This is a genomic window from Nonomuraea sp. NPDC001684, assembly GCF_053596515.1.
In genome coordinates, this window is the sequence record NZ_JBSFGJ010000048.1 from 1 (window position 1) to 13,940 (window position 13,940).

Here is a 13,940-nt window from a genome sequence, read left to right on the forward strand (position 1 = left end):
GGCCGAGCCCGGCCGCTTCAACATGGCCGTCATGGGCATGCGCCTGGCCCAGCGCGTCAACGGCGTCTCCGAGCTGCACGGCGCGGTCAGCCGGGCGACAGCAAGTGGGAGAGCTCGCTCGCCACCATCGTGGAGGACCCCGACGAGCACGTCTTCGTCGTGCTCTACGACGTGCCCGAGTGGGAGGAGACCTCGCTCGACCAGTGGGAGGGCGCGGTCCGCGGGGCCTACCACAAGGTGCGGCTGCGGGTGCAGACCCTCGACGGCGAGGTCGTCGCCTGGTTCTACGTGCTCGACGGCTACGAGGGCGGCCTGCCCTCGGCCCGCTACCTGTGCAACCTGGCCGACGCGGCCGAGCGCGCGGGCGCCCCCGACGACTACGTCAAGGAGCTTCGGGAGCGCCCCTGCACCTCGGCGCCCTAGCGGAGCGGCTCGTCCTTGGTCTCGCGCAGCACGAAGACGTACACGAGCGTGGAGATCAGCGCCAGGGCGGACATGTACCACGGGAACATCCCGGGGTTGCCGGCCTTCTGCAGCGCGGTGCCGATCAGCGGCGCGGTGCCGCCGAAGATCGCCACGGTCAGCGAGTACGGGAACCCGGCCCCCGCCGCCCGCACCCGGGTCGGGAACAGCTCCGAGTTCACCGCGGCCGAGACCGAGGTGAAGCAGCCCAGGAACACCATGCCGATCATCTGCACGACGAGCAGGCTGGCGAAGGAGTCGGTGAGCAGGCCGAGCAGCGGCACCGGCAGGATCAGGAAGCCGAGCCCGAACGCGATCAGCATCGGCTTGCGCCCGATCTTGTCCGACAGCAGGCCGAGCAGCGGCTGCAGCAGCATGAAGAACACCAGCGAGATCGTGCCGACCTGGAGCGACTCGGCCTTGTCGAACGAGACCGTGATCTGCGCGTAGGTGGGCAGGAAGCTGGTCCAGGTGTAGTACGCGACGGTGCCGGCGATCGTGATGCCGACGATGGTGAGCGCGGACTTCGGATGGAGCTTGAGGAACTCGAACATGCCCGGCCGCTTGACCTCGCCCCGCTGGATCTCCTCCGCGACGGCCGAGGTCTCGTCGGCGCCCTTGCGGATCCACAGGCCCACCAGGCTGAGCAGCGCGCCCACCAGGAACGGGATGCGCCAGCCGTAGGAGCTCATGTCCTCCTTGACCAGCGTCGAGGTGAGCACCGCGGCCAGGCCGGAGGCGATGAGCTGGCCGATGGTGGTGCTGACGTACTGGAAGGAGGAGAACAGGCCGCGGCGGCGCGGCGGGGCCGACTCGACGAGGAACGTGGTGGCGGCGGCGAACTCACCGCCCACGGACAGGCCCTGGATCAGCCGGGCCAGCGTCAGGATGACCGGCGACAGCAGGCCCACGGCCTCGTAGGTGGGGGTCAGGCCGAGCAGCAGCGAGCCGCCGCCCATCAGGATGATGGTGAAGGTCATCGCGGACTTGCGGCCGTACCGGTCGGCGAACGCGCCCACCAGCAGGCCGCCCAGGGGCCGCATGAAGAAGCCCACCGCGAACACCGCGAACGAGCTCAGCAGCGGCACCAGGCTGTTGCCGGAGCTGTCGGGGAAGATCTGCGCCGAGAAGACCGTGGCCAGGAAGGTGTAGGCGTACCAGTCGTACCACTCGACCACGTTGCCGATGCTGGCCGCCATGAGCTGACGGACCCTGCTCTTCGGTATGCCGAGCGGCGATTGCACGACGGGGGAGGTCGACACGGCATGTGCTCCTTTTGCTGACACGTGGAGTGATGGCTTACTGTGCATTCGGAAGACCGAAACAGTCAAATGTCTGGGCAATTATTTACAAACCCGACACGGAAGCGGTTGCAGGTGGACGTTCTCGACCGGCGGCTCGTGGCCGCGCTGCAGGTGAGCCCGCGGGCCTCGTGGGGCGAGATCGGCAGGGCGGTCGGCGAGCACGAACGCACGGTCGCCCGCCGGCTCCAGCGGCTCATCGCCGACGGCGTCGTCCGCGTCACCGCGATCTACGACGACCTGCGCACCGGCCACGGCCGCCCCGCGCACCTGCACGTCCAGGTGCGGCCCGGCACGGCGGCCCAGGTGGCCAGATCGCTCACCGACCGGCGCGACACGCGGTCGGTCTACGCGCTGACGGGGGCCGCCGACCTGGCCTGCGAGCTGGTGCCGCCGTCCCGGCAGGATCTGCACACCATCCTGGCCCACGACATCAGCGAGATCGACGGCGTGCTCCAGACGCAGACCCAGGTCGTGCTGCACACGTTCACCACCGTGGCCGAGTGGCACGCGCCCTTCCTCACCGAGCGGGAGGTGGCCGAGCTGCGCCCCGCGCCGCCGCCCCCCGACCTGCCCGACGAAGACGGCCTGTCGCCGCTGGAGAAGGAGATCGCCGAGCTGCTGGCGGCCGACGGCCGGGCCGCCTTCACCACGATCGCCGAACGGCTCGACCTGTCCGTGCCGACCGCGCGCCGGCGGGTCGGCTCGCTCATCGACCGCCGGTTACTGCTGCCGCGCGCCGAGGTCGAGCCCGCGCTGCTCGGGCTGGAGGTCGAGGCCATGCTCTGGCTGAAGGTGCGGCCGTACGGGCTGGGCGAGACCGGCCGGCGCCTGGCCGAGCACCCCAACGTGCGTTACTGCGCCGCCACCTCGGGCACCCACTCCCTCATCGTGCAGGTGGCGGTGGCCCACGAGGCGGACCTCTATCGTTTCATGACCGACGTGCTCGGCCGGCTCGACGAGATCACCGACAGCGATCTGACCCTCATCACCCGCGCGTACAAGCGCGGTCACCTCCACAAGTCCGGACTGCTCACCCTGGAGAAGACGCCATGACACCTGCCGAGAACGAAGTCGCCGACCTGTGCGTGGAGCTGATCCGCGTCGACAGCAGCAACTACGGGGACGGCAGCGGCCCCGGCGAGCGGGCCGCGGCCGAGGTCGTCATGGCCAGGCTGGACGAGGTCGGCATCGAGGCGACGTACGTCGAGAGCGAGCCGGGCCGCGGCAACGTGGTCACCCGCGTCGAGGGCACCGACCCGTCGCTGCCCGCGCTGCTCGTCCACGGCCACCTCGACGTGGTGCCCGCCAACGCCGCCGACTGGTCGGTCGACCCGTTCGCCGGCGAGGTCAAGGACGGCTACATCTGGGGCCGCGGCGCCGTGGACATGAAGGACATGGACGCGATGATGCTGGCCGTGCTGCGCCAGATGAAGCGCGAGGGACGCCGTCCGCGCCGCGACATCGTCTTCGCCTGGGTCGCCGACGAGGAGGCCGGCGGCGTGTACGGCGCCAAGTACCTCACGGCCAACAACCGCGAGCTGTTCGAGGGCGTGACCGAGTCCATCAGCGAGGTCGGCGGCTACTCGCTGGAGGTCGACCCGTCGCTGCGGCTGTACCTGATCGAGACCGCCCAGAAGGGCCTGGCCTGGATGAAGCTGGTCGCCGACGGCACCGCCGGGCACGGCTCGATGCTCAACTCCGACAACGCGGTCACCGAGGTCGCCAAGGCCGTGGCCCGGCTCGGCGGGCACGAGTGGCCGCTCACCTACACGCCGACCGTGCGCCAGTTCCTCACCGAGGTCGCCGACGCCTTCGGCCTGCCGTTCGACGAGGACGACCCGGCCCCGCTGCTGGACAAGCTCGGCCCGCTGGTGCGGTTCGTCGGCGCGACGCTGCGCCACACCACCAACCCGACCCAGCTCGACGCCGGCTACAAGTCGAACGTCATCCCCGGCCAGGCCACGGCCGTCGTGGACGGGCGTTTCCTGCCCGGCTTCGAGGAGGAGTTCTTCAAGACCGTCGACTCGCTGATCGGGCCGAACGTGCGCCGCGAGTTCGTGCACCACGACATCGCGCTGGAGACGACGTTCGACGGCGCGCTGGTCGAGTCGATGATCGCGGCGCTGAAGGCCGAGGACCCGACCGCGCGGGCGGTGCCGTACTGCATGTCGGGCGGCACCGACAACAAGACCTTCTTCGCCGACCTGGGCGTGCGCGGGTTCGGGTTCGTGCCGCTGCGGCTGCCCGGCGACATGGACTTCGCCTCGATGTTCCACGGCGTGGACGAGCGGGTGCCGGTGGACGCGCTGCAGTTCGGGGTGCGGGTTCTGGACAGGCTGCTCCTAAACTACTGAGATGTGAGCAACGACGCATACACCCTGGCCGCAGAAGCCGCCGCCGCCCTGACCGGCGCGGCCGGCCTCGACACCTTCGACGTGGCCCTCGTCATGGGGTCGGGGTGGGTCCCCGCCGCCGACGCGATCGGGCAGACCGTGGCCGAGATCCCGTTCACCGATCTGCCCGGCTTCCGCGCCCCCGCCGTGGCCGGGCACGGCGGCAAGATCCGCGTCGTGCGCACGCCGTCCGGGCGGCACGCGCTGGTCTTCCTCGGCCGCACGCACCTGTACGAGGGCCTCGGCGTCGACGCGGTCGTCCACGGCGTGCGCACGGCGGCCGCGGCGGGGGTGCGCACGGTCGTGCTGACCAACGCGGCGGGCGGCCTGCGGCCGGAGACCCAGAACGTCGGCGACCCGGTGCTGATCAGCGACCACATCAACCTGACCGGCGCCAACCCGATCACCGGCACCACCTTCATCGACCTCACCGAGGTCTACTCGCGCCGCCTGCGCGCCCTGGTCCGCGAGATCGACCCGACCCTGGCCGACGGCGTCTACGTGGCCTTCCGCGGCCCGACGTACGAGACGCCGGCGGAGATCCGGATGTTGCGCACGCTCGGCGGCGACCTGGTGGGCATGTCCACCGTGCTGGAGGCCATCGCCGCCCGCGAGGCGAACCTGGAGGTGCTCGGCGTCTCCCTGGTCACCAACCCGGGGGCGGGCCTGTCCGGCGAGCCGCTCAACCACGAGGAGGTCCTGGAGGTGGGCCGCGCCACGGCCGCCCGCATGGGCGTGCTGCTGGCCAAGGTGGTGGACCGCCTGTGACCGCCGGCATCCCGCCGGAGGCCGACGGGGACGTCCCGCTCCCGCCCGTGGACGCCGACCTGCTGCGCCGCGCCCGCCAGTGGCTGGCCCAGGATCCCGACCCCGACACCCGGGCCGAGCTGTCCGACCTCCTGGAGGACGACGACCTGCCCGCCCTTCGCGAGCGGTTCCAGGCCAAGCTGGAGTTCGGCACCGCCGGCCTGCGCGGCGAGCTGGGCGCGGGCCCCAACCGGATGAACCGGGTCACCGTCATGCGCGCCGCCGCCGGCCTGGCCGGCGTGCTCGGCGCCGGCAAGCACGTCGTGATCGGCTACGACGCCCGGCACAAGTCCGACGTGTTCGCCAGGGACACCGCCGCCGTCCTGACCGGCGCGGGGCTGCACGTCTCGTTGCTGCCGCGCCCGCTGCCCACGCCGGTGCTGGCCTTCGCCGTGCGCCATCTCGGGGCCGACGCGGGCGTGACGGTCACCGCCAGCCACAACCCGCCCAGGGACAACGGCTACAAGGTCTACTGGGGTGACGGCTCGCAGATCGTGCCGCCGGTCGACCGGGAGATCTCGGCCGCCATCGACGCGGTGGGCCGGGTCGACCAGCTCCCTCTCGACGGTCCGGGCACGCTCACCGAGCTGGGCGAGGACATCGTCGACGACTACATCGACGCGGTGACCGCCCTGCCGCTGGGCCAGGCGCGCGAGCTGCGGGTGGCGTACACGCCGCTGCACGGGGTGGGCTCGGGGACGCTGACGGGGGCCTTCCTCGCGGCGGGCTTCGAGACGCCGATGGCCGTGGAGGAGCAGCGCAACCCCGATCCCGACTTCCCGACGGTGGCCTTCCCCAACCCGGAGGAGCCGGGCGCGATGGACCTGGCGGTCGCGCTGGCCGCCAAGCTCGGCTCCGACCTGGTGCTGGCCAACGACCCCGACGCCGACCGGTGCGCGGTCGGCGTGCCGCTGCCCGACGGCACGTGCCGCATGCTGACCGGCGACGAGGTCGGCGGCCTGCTGGCCGAGCACGTGATCACGCACACCACCGGCGACCGGCTGGTGGCCACCACGATCGTCTCCTCGACCCTGCTGAGCAAGATCGCGCAGGCCCACGGCGTGCGCTACGGCGAGACGCTGACCGGGTTCAAGTGGATCGTCAAGGCGGGCGAGGGCCTGGTCTTCGGCTACGAGGAGGCCATCGGCTACTGCGTCGGCTCCGACGCCGGCCTGCCGGTCCACGACAAGGACGGCATCGGCGCGGCCCTGACCGTGGCCGCCGTCGCCGCCGCCGCCAAGCGCGCCGGCCGCACGCTGCTCGACCTGCTCGACGACCAGGCCGTCCGGTACGGCCTGCACGCGACGTCCCAGCTCAGCTTCCGGGTCGCCGACCTGTCGCTGATCTCCGGCGCGATGGACCGCCTGCGCGCCGCCCCGCCCGCCACGCTGGGCGACCACACGGTCGAGGCCGTGGACGACCTGAGCCGCGGCGACGGCGGCCTGCCCCCGACCGAGGGCCTGCGCTTCCACCTGTCGGACGGCGGGCGCGTCGTGGTCCGCCCGTCGGGCACCGAGCCCAAGCTGAAGTGCTACCTGGAGGTCGTGGTGCCGGTGACCGGCGAGGTGGCGCAGGCGCGCGCGTCGGCCGCCCGCGACCTCGACGGCCTCAAGGCCGACCTGACCGCCTGCCTGGGCCTGTAGACCGGTGGGCCCGCGCCGCGGGCCCACCGCCCGGTCACATGTCGGCGCCCGCCGAGAACATGATCGGCCGGACCTCGATCGCCAGGCCCTCGATCTTGCTGTCGGGGATCATCCCGGCCAGCTCGATCGCCCGCTCGCGGCTCTCGCAGTCGACGATGTAGTAGCCGCCCATGTACTCCTTGGCCTCCAGGAAGGGGCCGTCGGTCACGGCCGGCAGGCCGTTGCGGGTGCGGACGACGGCGCTGGTGGACGGGTCGCCGAGCGCCTGCGTGCCGATCATCTCGCCGGACTCCTGGATCGTCTTCATGAACGCGCCGTGGCCGCTCATGATCAGTTCGCGCTGCTCCTCGCTCAGGGTGTCCATGACCTGCTGGTTCACCTGCATGATCAACAGAAACTTCATCGTCTCTCCTCGTGGTCGGGCGAGTTCCGTCGTGCTGGGGTCGGAGCCGGCGCGTCCCTCTCGACATGCCCCGCGAAACTTTTCCGGAAAGCACGTCGAGCGCGCGAGCCGGGCTCCGACCTCCTGGTGAAACGGACGACACCAGGAGGCTCCCGACATGCCGCATCTCACCGAGACCGCCGCCGAGCCCAGGGCCGGGCGGCGCGAATGGGCCGGGCTGGCGGTGCTCGCCCTGCCCACCCTGCTCGTCGCGGTCGACATCAACGCGCTGTTCCTGGCGCTGCCCCGGCTGAGCGTGGAGCTGGGGGCGACCGCCGTCCAGCAGTTGTGGATCATCGACATCTACGGGTTCATGGTCGCCGGGCTGGTGATCACGATGGGCGGCCTCGGCGACCGCATCGGCCGCCGCCGGCTGCTGCTGACCGGCGCGGCGGCCTTCGGCGTCGCCTCCCTCGTGGCGGCGTACGCGGCCAGCCCCGCCATGCTGATCGCCGCCCGTACGGTGCTGGGCGTCGCCGGCGCCACGCTCATGCCCTCCACGCTCGCGCTCATCACGAACATGTTCCGCGACGCCCGGCAGCGCGGCACGGCCATCGCCGTCTGGGCCACCTGCCAGTTCGCCGGGGCCGCGCTCGGGCCGGTCGTCGGCGGGCTGCTGCTGGAGCACTTCTGGTGGGGGTCGGTGTTCCTGATGGCCGTCCCCGTGATCGCGGTGCTGCTGGTGGGCGGCGTGCTGCTGCTGCCGGAGTTCCGCGACCCGGACGGCGGACGCATGGACCTGGCCAGCGTCGCGCTGTCGATGCTGGCGATCCTGCCGGTGGTCTGGGGCGTCAAGGAGCTGGCCGCCTCGTCGGCGTCGGCCGGGCCCGGCGCGCCGCTCGCCGCGATCGCGGCCGGTCTCGCGTTCGGGGCGGCGTTCGTACGGCGGCAGCTCACGCTCGACGCTCCCCTGCTCAACCTGCGCCTGTTCGCCCAGCGTCCGCTCACCCTGATCCTGACCGCGCTCGTGCTGGCGGGCATCGCCATGGCGGGCACCGGGCTCCTGGTCACCCAGTACCTGCAGTCGGTGCTGGGGTACACCCCGGCGCAGTCGGCGCTGTGGTTCGCGCCCATGGGGCTCGGCGTCGCGCTGGGCACCACGCTGACCCCGGCCCTGACCCGCCGCGTCGCCCCCCGCGCCGCCGTCATGGGCGGCCTGACGCTGTCGGCCGCCGGGGCGGCGCTGCTCACGCAGGCCGAGGCCGGGCTGCCGGTGGTGATCACCGCCATCACCGTGCTGGCGCTGGGCACCGGCCCGCTGTTCGCCCTGGGCACGGGGATCGTGGTCGGCTCGGTGCCGCCCGAGAAAGCCGGGTCGGCGGCCTCGCTGGCCGAGTCGGGCAACTTCCTGGGCGGGACGCTCGGCCTGGCCCTGCTCGGCACGGTCGCCGCGGCCGTCTACCACCACGCCCTGCCCGCGCACGTGCCCGACGCGGCCAGGGAGACCCTGGCGGGCGCGGCGGCCGTGGCCGGAACGCTCGCCCCGGCGCGGGCCGCCGAGCTGCTGGCGGCCAGTCACGCCGCGTTCTTCAGCGGGATCGTGGCGATCGGCCTGGCGGGCGCGGCCCTGTTCGTGCTGGCCGCGCTGCTGACCTCGCTGCTGCCCCGCGCGAACGCGGCGTGAGGGCCGGCTCAGGCCAGGCGGAACTGCAGGTCGATGTCCCAGTTGTTCAGGTCGGGCTCGATCCGCGGGTCCGTCTGGTAGAGCTCCAGCCGGCAGCCCCAGTGCTCGATGCCGTCCTTCTCGGTCAGGTCCCAGGTCAGGCCCTGCTCGGCGGCCCACGTCAGCACCGACTCGATGACGCCGGAGAGCTGGTCGGGGTGGCCGTGGTGGGACTCGGTGACGAAACGGCCCGCGGGCAGCGTGCCCGCGTGGAACTCGCCCTCGCCCTCCACAGGCTCGGTGACGGGCACGCCCGCCTCCACCACCAGCCGGTCCTGCGGCAGGTCGATGCTGTGGTACCGGAAGAACGGGGCTCCGGCCATCGTGTGCCCGCGCTCGGCGAGCCAGCCGATCATCTCCGCGATCCGGTCTCCGACGAGACCGAAGCTGGTCATCGTGACGGTCTTCCTGATCCCGAGGTAGGGACGCTCGGGAAGTTCGACGATCTGTGGCATGTGTCTGTCCTCCTTCACCTGTCGGTACGGAGCGGCTGTCCGAAACTCATCGGCAGGCCGAAGGACGGCACGAGCCGGGGATCGAGAAAGGTGGTCACGCCGGTGACGACTCCGCCGCCGATCTCCAGGACTACCAGGGCGAACGCCTCCCCGTCCCGGTACTGGGCGAAGGCGGGCGCGCCGTTCGCCCGAGCCGGCAGCAGGCGGTCGTTCGCGCAGGGCGCTCCGGCGGCCGACAGGACCGCCCTGACCGCCTCCCGGCCGCGCAGCCACCACGCGAACGGCGGCATCGACATCGTCGCGTCCTCGTGCAGCAGCGAGACCAGCGCGGCCACGTCGTACCGCTCGAAGGCGGCGACGTAGCGGTCGAGCAGCCTGCCGTCCACCGCGGCGTCCTCCGCGGCGTCCTCCGGGGCGACCGCCGGGAGCCGGGCGCGGGCCCGTTGCAACGCGCCGTTCACGGACGCGACGCTCGTCCCCAGCAGGTCCGCCACCTCGGCGGCCCGCCACTTCAGCACGTCGCGCAGGATGAGCACGGCCCGCTGGCGCGGCGGCAGCCGTTGCAGCGCGGCCACGAACGCCAGCCGCACGCTCTCCCTGGCCACCGCCAGCTCCGCCGGGTCGGCCGGCAACACGCGCCCGTCGGGCACCGGCCACACCCAGGCGTCCCCCGGCAGCGGATCGCCGAGCGGGTCACCGGGACGCGCCGCCGGCCCGAGGTCCATCGCCCGCGCCCGCCGCTGCGGCCCGCGCAGCATGTCCAGGCAGACGGACGTGGCGAGCCGGAACAACCACGGGCGCAACGGCCCCCGCCCGGGCTCGTACGTGCGCCACGCCCTGACGAACGCCTCCTGCACCGCGTCCTCGGCCTCGAAGCCCGAGCCGAGCATCCGGTAGCAGTAGCCGGTCAGCTCGACCCGGTGGTGTTCCAGCTCGCTCGCCTCCACTAGGCCGGGGCCACCTCGATCTGCAGCTCGTGCACCCATTCCGCGCGGTCCTGCGGGCAGTGCAGCGACACCTCTCTCGCCAGGGCGAGCGAGCGGTAGCCGTTCTCCTCGATCCAGTGGGCCAAGGCCTGGAAGGTCGGTCCGACGGCCTCCATCGGGCCGTGGTGGATGATCGTGGCCGCCGTGCCGATCGCGGGCAGGTCCCTGATCTCGAAGTCGTGGCGGGGATCGGGGTCCACGTTGACCGGCAGGCAGGCGTGGACCATGACCGAGCCGTCGTCCTCCTGGCGGTAGTAGGCCAGGCCGGGGCCGGCCACCCGGACGTCCGCCCGCTCCACGCGGGCGCAGATCTCCTCGAACAGCGGCCCGATCACCGGGCCGACGTCCTCGCCCTCGTAGCTGGCCGCCCTGGCGCTGAGCTGCGCGACCCGGACCGGGTCGATCTTCTTCAGCACGACTTCCGCGGTTCTCATGTGCCCCTCCGTCTCGATGCTGCGGAGTCTCGCCTCGACGCCGCGCAGCCTGGCCAGGTCGGCGTTGATCTGCGCCTCCAGCTGGGCGCGGCGCAGCCGTACCATGCCGTGCAGCTCCTCGGTGCTGACCTTCTCGTCCAGGATCGTCCGGACCTGTTCCAGCGTGAAGCCGAGGTCCTTGATGGCGACGATCCGGTTGAGTCTGGCCAGTTGCGCGGCCTGGTAGGACCGGTAACCGGTGAGCGGGTCCACGTGCGCGGGGCGCAGCAGGCCGATGGCGTCGTAGTGGCGGAGCATGCGTACGGACACGAGCCCCAGCCGAGCGAAATCTCCGATGCTGAACATGTCGGGTCCAGAAGTAGGGGCTCACACGGTGTCAGAGTCAACCTATGGCGATTTCTAGGGACATGGGGTATTTTCCAGCATAAGAAGCAACCGAACGTTCGTTAGGTCGCCATGGACGTGGACCCGCTGCTCCGGATCAGGACGGCCGCGGTGCGGCTCTTCGCCCAGCAGGGCTACGCCGCCACCGGCATCAGAGACCTGGCCAGAGCGGTGAACCTGACCAACGCCGGCGTCTACCACCACGTCCACAGCAAGGAAGCCCTGCTGGCCGACCTCATGCGGACCGGCCTGCAAGGACTGATCGACTCGACCGCCCGCGTCCTGGACGGGGCCACCCGTCCCGCCGACCGCCTCGCCCTGCTGATCACCTCGCTCACCGCCCTGCACGCGCTCACCCCCCTGACCAGCCGCGTCATGGACGGCGAGCTCCGCTCCCTGACCCCCGGCTCGCCCGCGCACACCGAGGTCATCGCCCTGCGCGACGCCTACGAGAGCCACTGGAAGAGCGCCCTGGCCGACGGCGTCGCCGAAGGCGTCTTCCACGTCGCCGACCAGAAGCTGACCCGCCTCGCCCTCATGTCCATGTGCACCGGCACCAGCGAGTGGTACCGCCCCGACGGGGACTCGACGCTGGAGCAGGTGTGCGCGGAGTTCGTCACGATCGGCCTGGCCGCCGTACGCGCCGCCGGCCCGGTCGTGGCGCCCCTCGATCGACGCCTGCTGCCCGTCTTCCCGTGGGAGCCGCCGGATGCACACCACGATCCCCGACCTGCTGAGGCACGCCGCTAGCACGTACGGCGAGCGCGAGTTCCTCCGTTTCCCCGCCTCCTCACCCGCCCTCCCGGCGGCCTCGCTGAGCTTCGCCGAGGCCGACGCCGTCTCCGACCGTCTGGCCCGCGCGCTGGCCGGCCAGGGGGTACGCCCCGGCGACCGGGTGGCCGTCATGCTGGACAACGAGCCGTGGTGGCCGTTGACCTGGTTCGCCGTCCTGAAGGCGGGGGCGGTCACCGTCCCCGTGAACGTGCGGTACCAGGCCGCCGATCTGGAGCACGTCCTGCGCGACTCCGGCGCCGTCGCCACCCTGACCGGCGCGGAGCACGCCGCGCGCGTGCCGGGCGTGGTGCACTTGGTGGACGAGCTGACGGATGGCCCACCTCTCGACATATCCCTCGACGCGGACAATGTCGCCAATTTTCAGTACACGTCGGGGACGACGGGGTTCCCCAAAGCCTGCCTGCTCACCCACGACTACTGGGTCAGGACCGCCTGCGTCGTCGCCGACCTCGTCCGCCTGCGCGACGACGACGTCCTGCTGATCGCCCAGGCGTACTCGTACATGGACCCGCAGTGGACCACCCTGCTCTGCCTGCTCGGCGGCATCCCGCAGGTGGTGCTCCCCCGCTTCTCCGCCTCGGGCTTCTGGCCCGCCGTCCGGGAGCACGGCGCGACCCTCACGTACGTGCTGGGCACCATGCCCCTGCTGATGCACAAGCAGCCGCCGAGCCCCCTCGACCGCGACAACCGGATGCGGCTCGTGCTCTGCTCGGGCATCGCGCCCGGCCTGCACCGCGCGTTCGAGGAGCGCTGGGGCGCGCCCTGGCGCGAGCTGTACGGCTCCACCGAGAGCGGCTGCGACCTGATGGCCGACCCGGACGCCGACGACACCGTCGGCACCGGCGCGCTGGGCACGCCGCCGCCCGGCAAGGAGGTCCGGCTCGACGAGGAGACGGGCGAGATCCTGGTCCGCGGCACGCCCATGATGACCGGCTACTGGAACCACCCCGAGGCCACCGCGCACGCCTTCCGCGGCGGCTGGTACCACACCGGCGACCTCGGCGTCCGCGACGCGCGAGGCCGCATCCGGCACGCCGGGAGGCTGAAGGACATGGTCCGCAGGGGCGGTGAGAACATCTCGTGCGCCGAGGTCGAGAGCGTGCTCGCCGGGCACCCCGCGGTCCTGTCCGCGGCCCTGGTGCCCATCCCCGACGACCTCTTCGGCGAGCTGCCCAAGGCGTTCCTCCAGCTCCGCCCCGGTCACGCCGCCGACGCCGGCACGGCCGCCGCCGTCATCGCCCACGCCAGGGAACGCCTGGCCCGCTTCAAGGTGCCGGCGTACGTGGAGTTCGTGGAGTCGTTCACGCTCACCCCGTCCGCCCGCATCGAGAAGCGCCACCTGCTCCGCCCCGGCCGCGACCAGCGCGCCGCCCCCGCCATCCCCACGGAGGACCCGGCATGATCGACGTGACCGTACGCGACGAGGTGGCCCTGATCACCCTCGCCCGCCCCGAGAAGCTGAACGCCCTGACCGCCGGCATGCGCAAGGACCTGGCCGCGGCCGTCCGCGCGCACGGCCGCACCGCCAGGGGCATCGTGGTGACCGGCGCCGGCCGGGCGTTCTCGGCGGGCGAGGACATCGCCGAGGCGGCGGGCAAGCCGCTGGAGGCGGAGGTCGAGCTGTTCCACGACATGACCAGGGCCGTGCTGGAGACCCGGGTGCCGGTGGTCGCCGCGGTCAACGGCCTGGCCGTCGGCGGCGCCGCCGAGTGGACGCTCTGCTTCGACAGCCGCATCGGCGCCCCCGCCGCCGAGTGCTTCTTCCCCGAGAACCACCTCGGCCTGTCGATCTCGAACGCCGCAAGCCACCTGCTGCTCCGGCTGGCCGGCGGCCGGGCACTGCGGCTGGTGCTGGACTCGGCCCGGCTGAACGCCGCCGACGCGCTGGCGGCCGGGCTGCTGGACGAGCTCGTGCCCCCCGAGGAGCTGGTGGAGACGGCGATCGCGCGGGTGCGCCACTGGACCCGGCCGGGCACCGCCACCGCCGTGCACCTGGGGCTGCTGCGCCCGCCGCTGGCCGAGGTCGAGCGCGCCTTCGAGGCCGAGACCGTGGCCGCCCGGCAGGTGGAGCAGTCGGGCCTGGCCCAGGCCGGCATGACCCGCTTCCTGACCCGCCGAACCCCCTGACCCGCCACCCCCTTCGGCTCGCCGACCCTGCCCTAGGCCCGTGCC

13 protein-coding genes and 1 pseudogene are annotated in these 13,940 nt (G+C 72.4%); 9 read left to right on the top strand and 5 right to left on the bottom strand.

Annotated elements, in window-relative coordinates; translation table 11 throughout:
- Positions 1 to 123: 123 nt before the first annotated feature.
- Positions 124 to 423: pseudogene (locus ACWCSD_RS12620) on the top strand (gamma-glutamylcyclotransferase); the annotation flags it as partial.
- Here ACWCSD_RS12620 and ACWCSD_RS12625 read toward each other — a convergent pair.
- Positions 420 to 1,724 (bottom strand): MFS transporter, encoded by a 1,305-nt coding sequence (locus tag ACWCSD_RS12625; RefSeq protein ID WP_397165275.1) that lies wholly within the window; start codon positions 1,722 to 1,724, stop codon positions 420 to 422. The pseudogene ACWCSD_RS12620 and the gene ACWCSD_RS12625 overlap by 4 nt on opposite strands.
- Before the next feature lie 114 nt (positions 1,725 to 1,838).
- Between ACWCSD_RS12625 and ACWCSD_RS12630 the strand changes: the two genes are divergently transcribed.
- From ACWCSD_RS12630 to ACWCSD_RS12645, 4 genes are read left to right on the top strand one after another with little or no spacing between them, the layout of a single operon-like run.
- A complete protein-coding gene (locus ACWCSD_RS12630; protein WP_352361981.1) occupies positions 1,839 to 2,819 on the top strand; it encodes an Lrp/AsnC family transcriptional regulator in 981 nt (326 codons plus the stop codon).
- Complete coding sequence (locus ACWCSD_RS12635; protein ID WP_358282414.1) at positions 2,816 to 4,120, top strand: M20/M25/M40 family metallo-hydrolase; 1,305 nt, start codon at positions 2,816 to 2,818, stop codon at positions 4,118 to 4,120. Before ACWCSD_RS12630 ends, ACWCSD_RS12635 begins: the two co-directional genes overlap by 4 nt.
- A gap of 3 nt (positions 4,121 to 4,123) precedes the next feature.
- Positions 4,124 to 4,927 carry a purine-nucleoside phosphorylase gene (locus tag ACWCSD_RS12640; RefSeq protein WP_352361985.1) on the top strand — a complete coding sequence of 268 codons (804 nt, stop codon included), beginning with the start codon at positions 4,124 to 4,126 and terminating at the stop codon, positions 4,925 to 4,927.
- 47 nt (positions 4,928 to 4,974) lie between these two features.
- A complete protein-coding gene (locus ACWCSD_RS12645; protein ID WP_449914553.1) occupies positions 4,975 to 6,609 on the top strand; it encodes a phospho-sugar mutase in 1,635 nt (544 codons plus the stop codon).
- A 34-nt stretch (positions 6,610 to 6,643) separates the two neighbouring features.
- On the opposite strand, the gene ACWCSD_RS12650 is transcribed toward ACWCSD_RS12645, so the two are convergent.
- Positions 6,644 to 7,012: a YciI family protein gene (locus ACWCSD_RS12650; protein WP_364338275.1), complete on the bottom strand. Its 369-nt coding sequence runs from the start codon at positions 7,010 to 7,012 to the stop codon at positions 6,644 to 6,646.
- Positions 7,013 to 7,169: 157 nt separating this feature from the next.
- Between ACWCSD_RS12650 and ACWCSD_RS12655 the strand changes: the two genes are divergently transcribed.
- Positions 7,170 to 8,675, top strand: coding sequence for an MFS transporter (locus ACWCSD_RS12655; RefSeq protein WP_449914517.1), 1,506 nt, complete (start codon positions 7,170 to 7,172; stop codon positions 8,673 to 8,675).
- Positions 8,676 to 8,683: 8 nt separating this feature from the next.
- Here the strand turns inward: ACWCSD_RS12655 and ACWCSD_RS12660 are convergent, their stop codons facing one another.
- Genes ACWCSD_RS12660 through ACWCSD_RS12670 form a run of 3 tightly spaced genes read right to left on the bottom strand, consistent with a single transcriptional unit; the run spans position 8,684 to position 10,934 of the window.
- Positions 8,684 to 9,169, bottom strand: a complete 486-nt coding sequence (locus ACWCSD_RS12660) for a GyrI-like domain-containing protein (protein WP_397165270.1) — start codon at positions 9,167 to 9,169, stop codon at positions 8,684 to 8,686.
- 14 nt (positions 9,170 to 9,183) lie between these two features.
- Positions 9,184 to 10,155 carry an RNA polymerase subunit sigma-70 gene (locus ACWCSD_RS12665; protein ID WP_449914519.1) on the bottom strand — a complete coding sequence of 324 codons (972 nt, stop codon included), beginning with the start codon at positions 10,153 to 10,155 and terminating at the stop codon, positions 9,184 to 9,186.
- Positions 10,116 to 10,934 carry a MerR family transcriptional regulator gene (locus ACWCSD_RS12670; RefSeq protein ID WP_397165266.1) on the bottom strand — a complete coding sequence of 273 codons (819 nt, stop codon included), beginning with the start codon at positions 10,932 to 10,934 and terminating at the stop codon, positions 10,116 to 10,118. Before ACWCSD_RS12670 ends, ACWCSD_RS12665 begins: the two co-directional genes overlap by 40 nt.
- Before the next feature lie 111 nt (positions 10,935 to 11,045).
- Between ACWCSD_RS12670 and ACWCSD_RS12675 the strand changes: the two genes are divergently transcribed.
- From ACWCSD_RS12675 to ACWCSD_RS12685, 3 genes are read left to right on the top strand one after another with little or no spacing between them, the layout of a single operon-like run.
- On the top strand, positions 11,046 to 11,723 hold the full coding sequence (locus tag ACWCSD_RS12675) for a TetR/AcrR family transcriptional regulator (protein ID WP_397165265.1): 678 nt from the start codon (positions 11,046 to 11,048) through the stop codon (positions 11,721 to 11,723).
- Entirely contained in the window at positions 11,683 to 13,170 is a 1,488-nt protein-coding gene (locus ACWCSD_RS12680) for an AMP-binding protein (RefSeq protein WP_449914522.1), read from the top strand. The genes ACWCSD_RS12675 and ACWCSD_RS12680 overlap by 41 nt, the downstream gene beginning before the upstream one ends.
- Positions 13,167 to 13,895, top strand: a complete 729-nt coding sequence (locus ACWCSD_RS12685) for an enoyl-CoA hydratase/isomerase family protein (protein ID WP_449914525.1) — start codon at positions 13,167 to 13,169, stop codon at positions 13,893 to 13,895. The genes ACWCSD_RS12680 and ACWCSD_RS12685 overlap by 4 nt, the downstream gene beginning before the upstream one ends.
- The last annotated feature ends 45 nt before the right edge of the window (positions 13,896 to 13,940 follow it).